This window comes from Pseudomonas brassicacearum (assembly GCF_003732265.1).
Taxonomy (GTDB): Bacteria; Pseudomonadota; Gammaproteobacteria; order Pseudomonadales; family Pseudomonadaceae; genus Aquipseudomonas; species Aquipseudomonas brassicacearum_D.
Genome location: NZ_MOBK01000011.1, coordinates 35,649 through 50,687, shown reverse-complemented (window position 1 = coordinate 50,687; position 15,039 = coordinate 35,649). Strand labels below are relative to the sequence as shown.

Sequence of the window (15,039 nt, the reverse complement as noted above, 5' to 3'; positions counted from 1 at the left end):
TTCTGATGTTGGTTTCGGGTGTGACTTGGAAGAGGAGCTTAAATAAGTGGGCGCTGCGTTGTCATATTAGTTGTATGTCTTTGTATGACTTGCATATGGTTTAGTGCGGTTTTAATAGTTTCCGTGCAATTAACTAACGTTCTAACTGTAGAGTATTTTCTCAGCCGCGATACTGCCCCGGCGTCGCTGCCAAGTGCTGTTTGAAGACGCGCTGGAAATGCGCCTGATCAGCAAATCCCGCTTCCAGGGCAACATCAGCAATCAACTTGCCAATGCGCAATTGATCACGAGCGAACTGGATACGCCGGTTAACCAGAAAGGCATGGGGTGTCATGCCGTAATGTTGCTTGAAGGCGCGAATCAGGTAGGACGGCGACAGTTGAGCCGCGTCGCAAATGTCTTCGAGCTTGAGTGGGTGTGTGCAGTTGTCACAAATGTAGTCGGCAGCCCGCTCCAGCTTGAAATTGGGTTCGCGCGGCGCTTGATCGACCGGGTTGAGCCGCTGTTGTACTTCGGTAAAAAACTCTACCGCCGCGCTGTGTTTGCACAACACATCCTGCAGAGGATCAACCAGTATTTCGTACAAATCGTTGAGGCCGGCGAACAGGTTGCCGTCGCGGGTGTGGGTGATGGAAAACCGTCTGAAGGCCGAGTCCTGGCTGAAACCGAGCTGATGTTGCAGATCGGTCAGCCAAGGCGTCTCGACGTACAGCATCAGGTACGACCACGGCTGGTCGTCGATCGGATTGCAGGCATGCACATCATCAGGGTTCATCAACACCACGGTGCCGGTGCTGACCTCGAACTGCGCTTGCTCGTGAAGGTAGGTGCTGCGCCCGGCGGTGATCGCACCGATGGAAAAGTGCTCATGGGAATGCCGGGTGTAGCAGACCTCGCGGCCGTCGGCGATGGAGCGGGCTTCGATGAAGGGCAGGGCATCGTCACGCCAGAAGCGGGGGGCTTTGTCAACGTCTTTGGCAACGGTGTGCTTCATCGTCAATGTCCTCGGCAGGCCAGCAACGGAGTGTATTAGCTCTCGCCGTCAAAGGCTCGCTGAGACTTGGTGGTGTCCGGGCTTTTCAGCATTTCCATGCGCTGGATCGGTCAGCACCATGCCCTCGTGCATGGCGTGAATCGCTTGGCCAGCCTTGCCTGGGTGGGAAGAATCGAGTCAATATGACTTAATCAGGTGTCATAAAGACTGCTTATGCTTGTTGTCGATATGACTCTTCAACGTTCAACGTATTGATTTTAAAGGGGACAATATCTGGCACGGCGCTTGATACTCCTGACGTACAACTGACCCGCTTCAGGAGTACGACAAAATGTTCAATTTTTTCAATGACCCTCTGCGCGTTCTGCACCTGTCGAGCAAAGTCCTCGGCGCCGGCCTGGTCATGCTGTTTGCCGGAATCTATGGCGCCTACCTGTACGCCGGTCATATGCCCATCGCGTTGTTGGTGGCGATGCATGCCATGACCATCGTCGGCCCTACATTGCTCAAGATCGGCTACGTCATGCGCCTGCTGGCGCAATACCGGTTGTCTAAAGCCCTGATCCCTGTGGTGGCGTGAAGTGAGAAAACTTGCCGCCGCACCGGTGTTCAGCCTCGGGTTTCGTCCATTCTTTTTTGCCGGTGCGCTGTTTGCGCTGGTGGCCGTCGCGATCTGGGCGCTGTGGTTGTACGGCCGATTGCCCGGTGCGCAACCCATTGGCGGCATGTTGAGCTGGCATCGGCATGAGATGCCGTTCGGGTTTGCCTCGGCGATCATTGCCGGGTTTCTGCTGACGGCGGTGCCGAACTGGACCGGGCGTCCCGGCTTGAGCGGCTGGCCGTTGATCGGGTTGTTGCTGGTGTGGCTGCTGGCGCGATTGGCGTGGTTGCTGCCGATTCCTGCGCCCCTTCTGATTGCTCTGCAGACACCGTTTCTGCCGCTGCTGGCCTGGATGCTGGGTCGGGATCTGATCGCGGCCGGTAAACGTGAGAACTATCCGATTCTGCTGGTGGTTGCCTTTATGGCGGGCTGCCAGGCCTTGACGCTGTGGGGGATCGCCACCGATGACGCGGGGTTGCAACGACACGGTGTGCTCGCGGCTTTGTGGCTGGTGGCGGCACTGATGACGGTCATTGGCGGGCGGGTCATTCCGTTTTTCATCCAGCGCGGTTTGAACCGTCCTGCCACACCGGCGGCTAACCCGTTGCCCACTAAAATCCTGCTGGTGAGTTCATTGCTGGCGGCGGTGTCGTTCGCCAGTGGCTTGAATGACAGCCCGAGGGCGTGGTTGTCCGTGTTGTTTCTGCTGATGGGCACTTTGCATCTGTGGCGCTTGTGGCGCTGGCATGATCGAGGGATCTGGCGGGTACCGCTGCTTTGGTCGCTGTACCTGGCCTATGCCTGGATGTTGATGGCTGCGCTGGCGATGGCGCTGTGGCACGCGGGCCTGATGCCGCAACAGAGTCTGGCCACCCATGCGCTGGCCGTGGGCGGCATTGGCGGGTTGATCCTGGCGATGATTGCCCGCGTGAGCCTCGGCCATACCGGGCGATTATTGCAGCCATCAAAAACCGTGGTACTGGGCTTTGCCTTGCTGGTCGTCGCTGGCATGTGCCGGGTGTTGCTCGTTCCGTTTTCCGGGGCAGGACTGGCACTCTCGGCGCTGCTGTGGTGCGCGGCGTTCGGCCTGTTCCTGACGCGCTACACCACGATCCTGTTCAAACCACGGGTCTAGCGCCCCAGGCCACCCTGGTCGGCGATCCAGCGGGTGGCCAAATCGATAAAAGCGCGCAGTTTCGGCTGTGTCTGGGTACGGCTGGGGAAGTACAGGTACAGCGCCGTACTCAGCGGCACAAAGGGCTGCAGCACACGCTCCAACCGGCCGTTCGCCAAGTCGTCGATGATCTCCAGATCACAGGCGTAGGCCAATCCCTGACCGTTTCGCGCGGCCGAGACCAGTAGCCGACGGTCATTAACAGTCAGGCCGCCCTCGACGCCCACCGTGAAGTCGCGCCCGTCACGGCGAAATTCCCAGCGGTGCGCGTTGCCCGAGGTGGAGAAGCGGAAGCCGATGCAGTCATGCCGGGTGAGTTCTTCCGGGCTGAGCGGTTTACCAGCCTTGGAGAAGTACGCCGGCGATCCCACCACCGACCATTGCAGGTCCGGGGTCAGGCGCACCGCAACCATGTCTTTCTCGATGGATTCCCCGAGCCGGATCCCGACGTCGAAACCACCTGTCATCAGGTCGACGGTGGCATCGTCCAGGGAAATATCGAGGTTGACTTGCGGGCAGGCCTGGCGAAACAACGGAATCAACGGCTCGATCAGGAGTGCGCCGGACAGCCGTGGCGCGGTGATGCGCAACGTGCCCATCGGTTGATCACGAAAACCGCTGAGTACCGCCAGCGCTTCGTCGATTTCACTGGCCGCCGGGCGCAAGCGCGCGAACAGGCTGGCGCCGGCCTCGGTCAATGCGACCCGTCGCGTGGTGCGCTGAAACAGCAGCACACCCGTGCGACGCTCAAGCAGCTTGATCGCGTGGCTGACGGCGGTGGGCGTCACGGCCAGGCGAGTCGCGGCGAGGGTGAAGCTTTTGTGCTCGGCGACCGCCAGGAATTCGGTCAAGCCATCAAAAGGATCGTGATTCATAGGGCCGCCATTATGAAAGACAGTTTCATAGTGCTTGTAGCACGAGGCGATTTTTCCGATCAATCTTCCTGCGTACCTTGTGCTCACCCCAACCGCAAACAAGGAACACGCTCATGACCACTTCCCACTCTTTCAAACGTGTCTGGCTCATTACCGGCGCTTCCCGTGGCATCGGCGCCAAAATCGCCGCCGCCGCCCTGGCAAACGGTGATGCGGTCGTCGCCACTGCCCGTGACGCGGGGACGATCACCCAGCGTTTCGGCACCCAACCAGGGTTGCTCGCCGTTGCGCTGGACGTCACCAACGAGGCGCAGGGCATTGCGGTCGCCAACGCGGCTATCGAGCACTTCGGGCGTATCGACGTGCTGGTCAACAACGCCGGCTACGGTTTGCTGGGCGCGGTAGAAGAAGCGAGCGCCGATGAAGTGCGGCGCTTGTACGAGACCAACGTTTTTGGCCTGCTGAACGTCACCCGTGCAGTTCTCCCACACCTGCGTGCCGCTCGCAGCGGGCATGTGATCAACCTGTCTTCGGTGGGCGGATACCGGTCGGGGTCGGGGTTCGGTGTGTACTGCTCGACCAAGTTTGCCGTTGAAGGCTTGAGCGAGGCGCTGCATGCCGAGCTGGCGCCGCTGGGAATTAAAGTCACCGTGGTGGAGCCCGGTTACTTCCGTACGGAATTCCTCGAAGGCAATTCGCTGGTCGAATCTCCCGCCTCCATTGGCGACTACGACGGCACCGCAGGCGAGGTGCGCAAAATCGCCAAGGCCGTGACCCTCAATCAGCCTGGTGATCCGGACAAGCTCGCGCAGGCCATGATCACCTTGGTAGAGGCAACCAACGCACCGCTGCGCCTGCCACTGGGCAGTGATTGTGTGGCGGCGATTGAAGCCAAAAATACCTTCGTTGCCGAAGAGTTGCAGGCATGGCACGAGGTGTCAGTGTCCACCGACTTCTAAACAGCTTTTTTGTGGCACGACAGCTGTTATGGCTAGAGCGCTTTCACTGCAAAAGATCAATGCAACGGCCGCCCATTTGAGGCGGCCTTTGTGTGACCGGTGGTCGATGAACCGGTCTCGCCCGGCATTTTGCGCTTAGCTGAAGGGATAACCCAAGGCGCGCACAGGCAGTTGTTTGTCGTAGCGACGCCCTTCAGAACACCGTGAGTCTGAGGAAATTCGCAATGCTGACCCTCAACATCAATGGCAAGGATCAGGAGTTGGATGTCCCCGCGGACATGCCGCTGCTCTGGGTCCTGCGCGATGTCGCGCACCTCACTGGCACCAAGTTCGGTTGCGGCATGGCCCAGTGCGGCGCCTGCACCGTGCACGTCGATGGCGCACCTTTACGCGCCTGCATCACGCCCGCGACCGCCGTGGCCAACGGGCAAAAAATCCTCACCATCGAAGGCCTGTCCACCGACGGCTCGCACCCGGTACAACAAGCCTGGGCCGAGCTCGATGTGGTGCAGTGCGGTTACTGCCAGTCCGGGCAAATCATGTCTGCCGCCGCATTGCTCGCAAAAATTCCCAAACCCACCGACAGCGACATCGATCAGGCGCTCTCCGGCAACATCTGCCGTTGTGGCACTTACCCAAGGATTCGCGCGGCGGTCAAACGCGCCGCCGAGATCGGTTGATGCCATGTGGAGGGGATTAGAATCATGAACAGCATCCTGGATGTCTCACGTCGCCGATTTCTCAAGGGCAGTGCGTTGTTGGGCGGTGGGCTGGTGGTGGCGTTTGTCATCCCCGGCGCCCATCGTTTTGCCGTGGGCGCGGAGAATGAGGGCAACATCTTTGCGCCCAATGCGTTCCTGCGCATCGGCAACGACAACAGCGTCACCGTGCTGCTCGGCCATTCGGAAATGGGCCAGGGCATCTGGACCGGCCTCACCATGTTGATCGCCGAAGAACTGGACGCCGACTGGACGACCATTCGCGTCGAGCACTCACCTGCCTCGGCCGCCGATTACGGGTTGGCCGGGTTTGGCGGTATGCAGATTACCGGCGGTTCGACGTCGACCTGGATGGAGTTTGATCGCTACCGGCAGGCCGGTGCGGCGGCGCGTTTGATGTTGGTCGATGCGGCCGCCAAGCGCTTCGACGTCGCGCCTTCGCAGATCCGCACCGAATCCGGTGTGGTGATTGCCGGCGACAAGCGCGCCACCTATGGCGAACTGGCTGACGACGCCGGCAAGTTGCCGGTGCCGGATCCGGCTTCCATCAAGTTCAAGGAGGCCAAGGACTGGAAGGTCATCGGCAAACCCACCAAGCGCCTCGACACGCCGGAGAAAATCACCGGCCGGGCCAAGTTTGGCATGGACGTGCAGTTCGACGGCTTGATGACCGCCATGGTCGCGCGGTCGCCGGTGTTTGGCGGCAGCGTCAAATCCTTCGAAGGCGCCGAGGCGCTGGCAGTACCGGGCGTGCATAAAGTGGTGCAAGTGCCCACGGGCGTGGCGGTGATTGCCGATCATTACTGGGCTGCGAAGCTGGGGCGCGATGCGCTGAAAGTCGACTGGGACCTGGGGCCGAACACCGGGCTCGACAGCCAGAAGCTGCTGGAGAGTTTCCGCAAACTGGCCGCCACCCCCGGCATTTCGGCGAGCAAGGCGGGCGATGCAACGGCCGCACTGGGCAAAGCAACCAAGAAGATCGACGTCGAATACAGCGTGCCGTACCTGGCCCATGCGCCGATGGAACCGCTCAATTGCACGGTGAAGATCAGCAAGGATAAGTGTGAAATCTGGACCGGTACTCAGTTCCAGACGCTGGATCAAATGATCGCGGGCAAGATCACCGGGCTCAAACCCGAACAGGTGGACATTCACACCGAATTCCTCGGTGGCGGCTTCGGTCGCCGGGCCAATCCGACCTCGGATTTTGTCGCCGAAGCCGTGCAGGTAGCCAAAGCCGCCGGCGCTCCAGTGAAAACCGTGTGGTCGCGCGAGGACGATATTCGCGGCGGTTACTACCGCTCGATGTTCCTGCATCAGGCCAATATCGGTCTGGATGCCGGCGGCATGCCGATCGCCTGGAAACATGTGATGGTCGGGCAGTCGATCATGGACGGCACCGCGTTTGCGGCCATGATGGTCAAGGACGGCGTCGACAAGACCTCGGTGGAAGGCGTCGCCGACAGCCCTTATCTGGAAGACCTGGCCAATCACCAGGTGGACCTGCACTCGCCGAAAACCGGCATCAGTGTGCTGTGGCTGCGTTCGGTGGGGCACAGTCACACGGCGTTCGTCATGGAATCGTTGATCGATGAACTGGCCGAGGCGGCCGGCAAGGATCCGGTGGAATACCGACGAACCTTGCTCAAGAACCACCCTCGACACTTGGGCGTGCTCAATCTGGCGGTCGAGAAAGCCAACTGGACCGCGCCGTTGCCGGACGGTCATGCGTTGGGCGTGGCGGTGCACGAGTCGTTCGGCAGCTACGTGGCGCACGTCGCGGAAGTGTCCCAGGACAACCTGAAAATCCGCGTGCACCGGGTGGTGTGCGCGGTGGATTGCGGGATTGCGGTCAACCCGATGAGCATCGCGGCGCAGATGGAATCGTGCATCACCTTCGGCCTCGGCTTCGCCTTGCACAGCAAACTGACCTTCAAGGACGGGCAGGTGGTGCAATCCAACTACCACGACTATCAAGTGTTGCGGCTGAATGAAATGCCGGTGGTTGAAGTGCATATCGTGCCCAGCACCGAACGGTCCGGCGGCATCGGTGAGGCCGGCGTTCCACCCACCGCACCGGCCGTTGCCAACGCAGTGTTCGCCCTGACTGGGCAACGCTTGCGTGAGCTGCCGCTGCAATTGTCGGGGGTGTGACATGAAACGACATCTGATGTTGGGTGCGGTGCTGTTGATTGGCCTGGCCGGCTACGCCGAAGACCTGTTTGCGGACGACAAGGAGGCGATCAAGGCATTCGATACGGTGCAGAAAGTCTTTCAAAGTCCGCGTTGCCAGAACTGTCACATTCCAGGGGATTCGCCGTTGCAGTTCGATGCCGGAACCCCACATGCCATGAACGTGGTGCGCGGGATGGACGGCAAGGGCGCGGCGGGTCTGCCCTGTGCGACCTGTCACGCCGAGACCAATCCGCCGTCCAGTTACGGGCCGCACTCGCCACCGGGGGCGCCGCACTGGAGCCTGCCGCCGGCGTCGCACAAGATGGCCTGGATCGGCCTGCCGGCGGACAAGCTGTGCGCGATGATCAAGGATCGCGCGAGCAATGGCGACCGTGATTTCGCTGCGCTGATCAAGCATGTCAGCGACGACAAACTGGTGTTGTGGGGCTGGAATCCCGGTGAGGGCAGGGCGCCGGTGCCGGTGCCGCACGACATTTTTGTCACGCAATTCAAACTGTGGGCCGAGGCGGGAGGGCCTTGTCCGGTGCTGGGTAGCTGACCGGCGGTCCGTTAACAGGGAGTCAATGCGGGTATGGCCGACTCTAAAGACCATATCCGCCAACGGAGTGAGTCATGTTGATCCCAGGCAAACCGGTGAAAAACGGCGTTCGCGCTGATCCATTGCGTTCGCCCCAACAGGAACGTCAATTGCTGCGCGACCTGGCCCGCAAGGCCGAGCAAGAGCTGATGGGCGTGCAGATGGCAAGCATGGACGAGTTGACGCTGCTGCCCAACCGACACGGTTTCACCGTATTGGCCCAACAGGGGCTGGACGCCTGCCAGCAACTGGATAAACCGACGACGCTGTTGCATTTCAAACTCGATGAGCTCAAGCACATCAACTACCTGTATGGCCGCGCCGAGGGCAACCGCGCACTGAAAACCTTCGCTGATGTGCTGCGCATCGCTTTTCGCGAAAGCGATGTGATCGGCCGGCTGGGCGCCGACAAATTCGTTGCCTTGCTACTGGGTTCAAGCAGTTTAGATATCGCCGCTATCCGGGCGCGACTCGAAGAAATACTCGCCGCGCGTAACGCCACGGTGCATCGCCGTTCTGACCTGCACTTCAGCCTCGGACAGATCGAATTTGACCCGCAGTTGCATCAGCCAGTGGAAGAGCTTTTGACGGTGGTCGATGAGGCGCTGCGCGCTGAAAAACCGCTGTCGATTCAGGATTGAGAGATGCCTTGCAAGTCCGCTGCAACGTGCTCGGCGGTACGCAATAACTGTCCATCGTCTCTGAACCGTCCGATCAGCTGTAACCCGATCGGTAGATCGCCTTCGGGGCGAATCAAAGGAAGATTGATCTGTGGCAGGCCAAACGCTCCCCAGAACTTGATGAAGTCTGACGGTCCGGTGCTTTCAAGGCCAATCGGCGCGACCATCCCGCATGAGGCGCCGAGCATGGCGTCGTAGGGCTGGCAAAGCTCATCCAAGCGAGGGGCAAGCCTCGCCAGGCGCGCCTTGGCCGCTGACTCCTGTTCCCATGTTGTCGCCGCTGCGCGCTCGAACATGGCCAATGTCGAAGGGCTCAATTGGGTCCGGTGCCGTTGAAATTCCTTTGCCAGCGAACGGGCGCCTTCGCAGTCGTTGATCAGATGATGGTCGTCGAACACACCGGCAAATTCATCGGGCAGCCGGATTTCGCTCACCTGATGGCCGGCGTTTCTGAGTTGATTCGCTGCCTGTTCCAGCGCTTGAGCCACTTGCGGGTCCACCTGATCCCAGCGTGACGTGCGGCAGAAACCCAATCGCAGCGGACGCCGCTCGACGTCAGGTACGACGAAACCAGGGATCAGCACTCGCGCCAGCAGCTGCAGATCGCGCACCGATCGACCATACCAACCCACAGTGTCGAAGCTCGGTGCCAGCGGTTTTACCCCTTCCAGCGACACCAGTCCCAATGACGGTTTGAAGGCAAAGAGGCCGCAGTAAGACGCTGGCTTGAGCAATGAGCCAGCGGTCTGTGTACCCAGCGCCAACGCGAAGAAACCCGCTGCCATCCCTGCTGCCGAACCCGCGCTGGAACTGCCAGGCGTACGAGAGAGGTCATGTGGGTTGCGGGTCGGACCGGTCTGCATATACGCAAACTCGGTGGTGTGGGTCTTGCCCATTGCCAGCGCGCCGGCCTCGCGCAACAGTGTGACGACGTGGGCATCCCGGGACGGTTGATGGCCGGTGTAAATGGGTGAGTAGAATTGCGTGGGGTACTCAGCGGTGTCGAAGATGTCCTTGATGCCCACGGGCACGCCGGCCAGTAGGCCTCGGCCCTTGTTCTGCGCGGCATCGGCGCGTACCTGGCGGGCGTCGAACGAGACGAAGGCCTGGATATCCGGTTCCTGCGCAAGAATGCGCTCAAGCATCGTTTCGGCGATGGCGAGGGGAGTCGTCTCACCGTTGATCACCGACTCGCTGAGGGTCGTTGCATCCGGAGCAGGGCGGATCATTTGGCAAACAACTGACTGATGTCCTTGAACGCCTTGAACTCGAGCGCATTGCCGCAAGGGTCGAACAGGAACATCGTCGCTTGCTCACCCACCAGTCCCTGAAAGCGAATACCCGGTTCGATCACAAACGAGGTGCCCCGCGCAGTCAGCCGCTGCGCGAGCGCCTCCCATTCATTCATGCTCAAGACCACGCCGAAATGCGGGACCGGCACGTTATGGCCGTCCACGGCATTGGTGTGCGCGGCTTCCTGAGAGGCGTTTTTTGGCGCGAGGTGAATCACCAGTTGATGGCCGAAAAAGTTGAAATCGACCCAGTGATCGCTGGAACGACCCTCTTCCAGGCCAAATACCTCACCGTAGAAGTTGCGCGCGGCGGTCAGGTCATACACCGGGATCGCCAAGTGGAAAGGGGACAATTGCATGGGGCAGGCCTCAAATGGTCGTTGCGTGAGGCTGAGTTTAGCGCTGTGCTTTTTGATTGAAAGACGATAGTTTTTGCGTCGAGCTCAAATTATTTCGATCAATCGGAGGCGGTCATGCTGCGCGAACTCAAAACGTTCATTGCCGTGACGCGGTACGGCACGTTCGCGGCGGCCGGGATGCACATCGGCCTCACGCAATCGGCGGTCAGCGCGCAAATGCGCAATCTGGAGCAGGCGTTGGGTATCCGGTTGTTCGACCGTACGGGGCGCCAGGCGATTCTCAATGCGGCAGGGCAACGGGCGTTGCCGATGGCGAGGGAGATGCTGGAAACGTTCAGCCGCATGGCGGTCAGTGATGACGTCAGTGAATACAGAGGCGAGTTGAAGATTGGGGCTGTGGCCACGGTTCAGACCGGGTTGTTGCCCCAGGCGTTGTTGCGGTTGAGGCAGCAGGCACCGTTGCTGGAACCGAAATTGGTGCCGGGTGTGTCGTTGAATCTGTTGAGTCAGGTCGACACCGGTGAGGTGGACCTGGCCATTTTGATCAAGCCACCGTTTGAACTGCCCAAGGAATTGTCGGCGCAGGTGATTCGCCGGGAACCGTTCGTTTTGATCGTTCCGATGAACCTTGAAGGTGATGACCCGTTACAGATCCTCACCCGTCATCCCCATGTGCGCTATGACCGTAACTCGTTTGGCGGACGTCTGGTGACGCGGTTTCTGCGCGATCATCAGATTGACGTGCACGTGGCGCTGGAACTGGATGAGCTGGAAGCCATTGTGAAAATGGTCGAATGCGGTTTGGGCGTGTCGCTGCTGCCCGAGGCGGGGTTGTGGCTGGAGTATGGGGCGAAGGTCAGGATCATTCGGCTGGGCGAGCTGACGTTCTATCGGGAGATTGTGCTGTTGCAGCGCTACAGCCAGCGGACACAGCCGATCCAGCAACTGTTCGCCAATTGCCTCACCCCGTCCAATGTCTGAACACAAATCCCCTTGTGGGAGCGGGCTTGCTCGCGAAGGCGGCGGTTCAGTCGACACATGCAGTGACTGACACACTGCCTTCGCGAGCAAGCCCGCTCCCACATTTTGACCGTGTGGCCTGACGATTATTTCAGGCATAAAAAAACCCGCCTAATCGGCGGGTTTTTTATTGGCTAGCTGAAGATCACTCTTCCAGGCTACCCATCGCAGTGGTGTTGAAGCCACCGTCCACGTACATGATTTCGCCGCTGATGCCGGACGCCAGGTCCGAACACAGGAAGGCACCGGCGTTGCCGACTTCGTCGATGGTGACGTTGCGACGCAGCGGGGTTTGCGCTTCGTTGGCAGCCAGCATCTTGCGGAAGTTCTTGATGCCGGAAGCGGCGAGTGTGCGGATCGGGCCAGCCGATACGCAGTTGACGCGGGTGCCGTCCGGGCCCAGGGAGCCGGCCAGGTAACGTACGCCAGCTTCCAGCGAAGCCTTGGCCATGCCCATGACGTTGTAGTTAGGCATGGTGCGCTCGGCGCCCAGGTACGACAGGGTCAGCAGGCTGCCGTTGCGGCCTTTCATCATTTCGCGACCGGCTTTGGCCAGGGCCACGAAGCTGTAGGCGCTGATGTCGTGAGCGATGCGGAAACCTTCACGGGTGGTGGCTTCGGTGAAGTCGCCGTCCAGTTGGTCGCCCGGGGCGAAGCCGACGGAGTGCACGATGCAATCCAGGCCGTCCCACTTCTTGCCCAGCTCAACGAAGACCTTGGCGATTTCTTCATCGCTGGCCACGTCGCACGGGAAGCACAGGTCAGGGTTGGAACCCCAGCTCTGGGCGAACTCTTCGACACGACCCTTGAGTTTGTCGTTCTGATAAGTGAAGGCAAGCTCAGCGCCCTCGCGATGCATGGCGGCAGCGATGCCGGATGCGATGGACAGCTTGCTGGCGACACCGACGATCAGTACGCGCTTACCGGCGAGAAAACCCATGTGTTGCTCCTCTCTTTCAGGTTATTACGCAGTGGCTGGTGCCAGGAAAGCGGCTTCCAGCAACTGCTGTGTATACGGATGTTGGGGGGCGGCAAAGATACTTTGCGCGTCTCCCTGTTCGACCACTTGGCCATGCTTGACCACCATCAGCTGGTGGCTCAGCGCTTTGACGACAGCCAGGTCATGGCTGATAAACAAATACGTCAGGTTGTACTTGGTTTGCAGTGAACGCAGCAGCTCCACCACTTGGCGTTGTACGGTGCGGTCGAGGGCCGACGTCGGCTCGTCCAGCAAAATCAACGCCGGTTTTAGCACTAATGCCCGGGCAATGGCGATTCTCTGCCGTTGCCCGCCGGAAAATTCGTGGGGGTAGCGGTGCCGGGTTTCCGGATCCAGACCTACCTCCTTCAATGCCGCAATAATTGCCTGTTCCTGCTCCGCCTCGGTGCCCATCTTGTGGATCCGCAGGCCTTCGCCAACGATCTGGCTCACGCACATCCGTGGGCTCAGGCTGCCAAACGGGTCCTGAAACACCACCTGCATCTCGCGGCGCAACGGTCGAACTTCGTTCTGCGTCAGGCAGTCTAGCTGCTTGCCTTCAAAACGGATCGCGCCTTTGCTGCCGATCAACCGCAAAATTGCCAGGCCGAGCGTCGATTTGCCCGAACCGCTTTCACCCACGATCCCCAAGGTCTGCCCCTGGGGCAGGCTGAAATTGATCCCGTCCACCGCTTTGATGTGGTCAACGGTCTTTTTCAGCAGGCCTTTCTTGATCGGGAACCAGACTTTCAAGTCCTCGACTTGCAGCAATGGCGGCCCGATAACATTGGTCGCCGGCGTGCCGCTGGGCTCCGCTGCCAGCAGTAACCGAGTGTACGGATGCTGCGGCGCGCGGAACAACTCTTCGCACGATGCCTGTTCGACGATGCAACCGCGCTGCATGACACATACGCGATGCGCAATTCTTCGCACAAGGTTCAAATCGTGGCTGATCAGCAGCAGCGCCATGCCCAGGCGGGCCTGTAATTCCTTGAGCAATTCGAGGATTTTCAGCTGAACGGTCACGTCCAGTGCGGTGGTTGGCTCGTCGGCGATCAGCAGTTCCGGCTCGTTGGCCAGGGCCATGGCGATCATCACCCGCTGGCGCTGGCCGCCGGACAATTCGTGGGGCAGGGCTTTCAGGCGTTTTTCCGGCTCGGGAATCCCGACCATCTCAAGCAGCTCCAGGGTGCGCTTGGTCGCCACTTTGCCGATCAGGCCCTTGTGGATGCCCAGCACCTCGTTGATCTGCTTTTCGATGGAGTGCAGCGGGTTCAGCGACGTCATCGGCTCCTGGAAGATCATCGCGATCCGGTTGCCGCGGATGTGGCGGATCGTCTTCTCTTTCAGGTCCAGCAGGTTGTGCCCGGCGTACTCGATGGTGCCGGACGGGTGCCGGGCGATCGGGTAGGGCAGCAGCCGCAGGATCGAGTGGGCCGTGACCGATTTGCCGGAACCGCTTTCACCAACCAGTGCCAGGGTTTCGCCGCGCCGAATATCAAAACTCACGCCTTCGACCACGCGCTGAGCACGCTCGCCGATACCAAACTCGACGGACAGGTCGCGCACTTCGATCAGATTGTCCTGATTCATTTCACTTCCTCGGGTCGAAGGCATCGCGAGCGGACTCGCCGATAAACACCAGCAAACTCAACATCAATGCCAGCACCGCAAACGCGCTGATGCCGAGCCACGGGGCTTGCAGGTTGGATTTGCCCTGGGCCACCAGCTCACCCAGCGACGGCGCGCCGGGCGGCAAACCGAAGCCGAGGAAATCCAGCGCGGTCAGGGTGCCGATGGCGCCCGTCAGGATGAACGGCATGAAGGTCATGGTCGAGACCATCGCGTTGGGCAGGATGTGGCGGAACATGATCGCACCGTTCTGCATCCCCAGTGCCCGCGCTGCGCGCACGTATTCGAGGTTGCGCCCGCGCAGGAACTCGGCGCGCACCACGTCCACCAGGCTCATCCAGGAAAACAGCAGCATGATCCCCAACAGCCACCAGAAGTTCGGCTGCACAAAACTGGCGAGGATGATCAGCAAATACAGCACCGGCAAGCCGGACCAGATTTCCAGGAAACGCTGCCCGGCCAGGTCCACCCAGCCACCATAAAAACCCTGCAAGGCCCCGGCAATTACGCCGATGATCGAGCTGAGAATGGTCAGGGTCAGGGCGAACAACACCGAAATCCGGAAGCCGTAGATCACCCGCGCCAACACGTCGCGGCCCTGATCGTCGGTGCCCAGCAGGTTATCCGTTGACGGCGGCGCAGGGGCCGGGACTTTCAGGTCGTAGTTGATGCTTTGATAGCTGTACGGAATCGGCGCCCACAGCACCCAGGCATCCTTGGCCTTGAGCAATTCGCGGATGTACGGGCTCTTGTAGTTGGCCTCCAGCGGGAATTCGCCACCGAAGGTGGTTTCCGGGTAACGCTTGAGCGCCGGGAAGTACCAGCTGTTGTCGTAATGCACCACCAGCGGTTTGTCGTTGGCGATCAGCTCCGCACCGAGGCTCAGGCCGAACAGCAGCAGAAACAGCCACAGCGACCACCAGCCACGCTTGTTGGCCTTGAACAGTTCGAAGCGACGTCGATTGAGCGGGGACAGGTTCAT

At 60.3% G+C, this 15,039-nt stretch carries 15 protein-coding genes; 8 read left to right on the top strand and 7 right to left on the bottom strand.

The window, feature by feature from the left end; translation table 11 throughout:
- Positions 1 to 160 precede the first annotated feature (160 nt).
- Positions 161 to 994, bottom strand: a complete 834-nt coding sequence (locus BK660_RS25465; protein WP_123435632.1) for an AraC family transcriptional regulator — start codon at positions 992 to 994, stop codon at positions 161 to 163.
- Between the two features lie 331 nt (positions 995 to 1,325).
- Here BK660_RS25465 and BK660_RS25460 point away from each other — a divergent pair, with 331 nt between their 5' ends.
- Together BK660_RS25460 and BK660_RS25455 are read left to right on the top strand one after the other, a co-directional pair.
- The gene (locus BK660_RS25460) at positions 1,326 to 1,574 is read left to right on the top strand and encodes a transmembrane sensor/regulator PpyR (RefSeq protein ID WP_123435631.1); all 249 of its coding nucleotides are present in this window, start codon (positions 1,326 to 1,328) and stop codon (positions 1,572 to 1,574) included.
- A 1-nt stretch (position 1,575) separates the two neighbouring features.
- Complete coding sequence (locus BK660_RS25455; RefSeq protein WP_123435630.1) at positions 1,576 to 2,730, top strand: NnrS family protein; 1,155 nt, start codon at positions 1,576 to 1,578, stop codon at positions 2,728 to 2,730.
- Here BK660_RS25455 and BK660_RS25450 read toward each other — a convergent pair.
- Positions 2,727 to 3,644 carry a LysR family transcriptional regulator gene (locus tag BK660_RS25450; RefSeq protein ID WP_123435629.1) on the bottom strand — a complete coding sequence of 306 codons (918 nt, stop codon included), beginning with the start codon at positions 3,642 to 3,644 and terminating at the stop codon, positions 2,727 to 2,729. The genes BK660_RS25455 and BK660_RS25450 overlap by 4 nt on opposite strands.
- Positions 3,645 to 3,757: 113 nt before the next feature.
- Between BK660_RS25450 and BK660_RS25445 the strand changes: the two genes are divergently transcribed.
- From BK660_RS25445 to BK660_RS25425, 5 genes are all read left to right on the top strand, one after another.
- Positions 3,758 to 4,603: an oxidoreductase gene (locus BK660_RS25445; RefSeq protein ID WP_123435628.1), complete on the top strand. Its 846-nt coding sequence runs from the start codon at positions 3,758 to 3,760 to the stop codon at positions 4,601 to 4,603.
- A 224-nt stretch (positions 4,604 to 4,827) separates the two neighbouring features.
- On the top strand, positions 4,828 to 5,283 hold the full coding sequence (locus BK660_RS25440; protein ID WP_025111491.1) for a (2Fe-2S)-binding protein: 456 nt from the start codon (positions 4,828 to 4,830) through the stop codon (positions 5,281 to 5,283).
- 24 nt (positions 5,284 to 5,307) lie between these two features.
- Positions 5,308 to 7,476 carry a xanthine dehydrogenase family protein molybdopterin-binding subunit gene (locus BK660_RS25435; RefSeq protein ID WP_123435627.1) on the top strand — a complete coding sequence of 723 codons (2,169 nt, stop codon included), beginning with the start codon at positions 5,308 to 5,310 and terminating at the stop codon, positions 7,474 to 7,476.
- 1 nt (position 7,477) lies between these two features.
- Positions 7,478 to 8,056 carry a hypothetical protein gene (locus tag BK660_RS25430; protein ID WP_123435626.1) on the top strand — a complete coding sequence of 193 codons (579 nt, stop codon included), beginning with the start codon at positions 7,478 to 7,480 and terminating at the stop codon, positions 8,054 to 8,056.
- A 74-nt stretch (positions 8,057 to 8,130) separates the two neighbouring features.
- On the top strand, positions 8,131 to 8,736 hold the full coding sequence (locus BK660_RS25425; protein ID WP_123435625.1) for a GGDEF domain-containing protein: 606 nt from the start codon (positions 8,131 to 8,133) through the stop codon (positions 8,734 to 8,736).
- Here BK660_RS25425 and BK660_RS25420 read toward each other — a convergent pair.
- Together BK660_RS25420 and BK660_RS25415 are read right to left on the bottom strand one after the other, a co-directional pair.
- Positions 8,727 to 10,004 (bottom strand): amidase, encoded by a 1,278-nt coding sequence (locus BK660_RS25420; RefSeq protein ID WP_123435624.1) that lies wholly within the window; start codon positions 10,002 to 10,004, stop codon positions 8,727 to 8,729. The genes BK660_RS25425 and BK660_RS25420 overlap by 10 nt on opposite strands.
- Positions 10,001 to 10,426: a VOC family protein gene (locus BK660_RS25415; RefSeq protein WP_123435623.1), complete on the bottom strand. Its 426-nt coding sequence runs from the start codon at positions 10,424 to 10,426 to the stop codon at positions 10,001 to 10,003. The genes BK660_RS25420 and BK660_RS25415 overlap by 4 nt, the downstream gene beginning before the upstream one ends.
- 114 nt (positions 10,427 to 10,540) lie before the next feature.
- Between BK660_RS25415 and BK660_RS25410 the strand changes: the two genes are divergently transcribed.
- The gene (locus BK660_RS25410; RefSeq protein ID WP_123435622.1) at positions 10,541 to 11,407 is read left to right on the top strand and encodes a LysR family transcriptional regulator; all 867 of its coding nucleotides are present in this window, start codon (positions 10,541 to 10,543) and stop codon (positions 11,405 to 11,407) included.
- A 184-nt stretch (positions 11,408 to 11,591) separates the two neighbouring features.
- On the opposite strand, the gene fabI is transcribed toward BK660_RS25410, so the two are convergent.
- Genes fabI through BK660_RS25395 form a run of 3 tightly spaced genes read right to left on the bottom strand, consistent with a single transcriptional unit; the run spans position 11,592 to position 15,039 of the window.
- Positions 11,592 to 12,386, bottom strand: coding sequence for an enoyl-ACP reductase FabI (fabI, locus tag BK660_RS25405; protein ID WP_008152082.1), 795 nt, complete (start codon positions 12,384 to 12,386; stop codon positions 11,592 to 11,594).
- A gap of 24 nt (positions 12,387 to 12,410) precedes the next feature.
- Positions 12,411 to 14,018 carry an ABC transporter ATP-binding protein gene (locus tag BK660_RS25400; protein ID WP_123435621.1) on the bottom strand — a complete coding sequence of 536 codons (1,608 nt, stop codon included), beginning with the start codon at positions 14,016 to 14,018 and terminating at the stop codon, positions 12,411 to 12,413.
- Position 14,019: 1 nt separating this feature from the next.
- Positions 14,020 to 15,039 (bottom strand): ABC transporter permease, encoded by a 1,020-nt coding sequence (locus tag BK660_RS25395; protein WP_123435620.1) that lies wholly within the window; start codon positions 15,037 to 15,039, stop codon positions 14,020 to 14,022.

Excerpts from the sequence above, each read along its gene's own strand:
- BK660_RS25465 (WP_123435632.1), bottom strand. The coding sequence starts at position 994 with ATGAAGCACACCGTTGCCAAAGACGTTGACAAAGCCCCCCGCTTCTGG.
- BK660_RS25460 (WP_123435631.1), top strand. The coding sequence starts at position 1,326 with ATGTTCAATTTTTTCAATGACCCTCTGCGCGTTCTGCACCTGTCGAGC.
- BK660_RS25450 (WP_123435629.1), bottom strand. The coding sequence starts at position 3,644 with ATGAATCACGATCCTTTTGATGGCTTGACCGAATTCCTGGCGGTCGCC.
- BK660_RS25445 (WP_123435628.1), top strand. The coding sequence starts at position 3,758 with ATGACCACTTCCCACTCTTTCAAACGTGTCTGGCTCATTACCGGCGCT.
- BK660_RS25440 (WP_025111491.1), top strand. The coding sequence starts at position 4,828 with ATGCTGACCCTCAACATCAATGGCAAGGATCAGGAGTTGGATGTCCCC.
- BK660_RS25435 (WP_123435627.1), top strand. The coding sequence starts at position 5,308 with ATGAACAGCATCCTGGATGTCTCACGTCGCCGATTTCTCAAGGGCAGT.
- BK660_RS25430 (WP_123435626.1), top strand. The coding sequence starts at position 7,478 with ATGAAACGACATCTGATGTTGGGTGCGGTGCTGTTGATTGGCCTGGCC.
- BK660_RS25425 (WP_123435625.1), top strand. The coding sequence starts at position 8,131 with ATGTTGATCCCAGGCAAACCGGTGAAAAACGGCGTTCGCGCTGATCCA.
- BK660_RS25420 (WP_123435624.1), bottom strand. The coding sequence starts at position 10,004 with ATGATCCGCCCTGCTCCGGATGCAACGACCCTCAGCGAGTCGGTGATC.
- BK660_RS25415 (WP_123435623.1), bottom strand. The coding sequence starts at position 10,426 with ATGCAATTGTCCCCTTTCCACTTGGCGATCCCGGTGTATGACCTGACC.
- BK660_RS25410 (WP_123435622.1), top strand. The coding sequence starts at position 10,541 with ATGCTGCGCGAACTCAAAACGTTCATTGCCGTGACGCGGTACGGCACG.
- fabI (WP_008152082.1), bottom strand. The coding sequence starts at position 12,386 with ATGGGTTTTCTCGCCGGTAAGCGCGTACTGATCGTCGGTGTCGCCAGC.
- BK660_RS25400 (WP_123435621.1), bottom strand. The coding sequence starts at position 14,018 with ATGAATCAGGACAATCTGATCGAAGTGCGCGACCTGTCCGTCGAGTTT.
- BK660_RS25395 (WP_123435620.1), bottom strand. The coding sequence starts at position 15,039 with ATGAACCTGTCCCCGCTCAATCGACGTCGCTTCGAACTGTTCAAGGCC.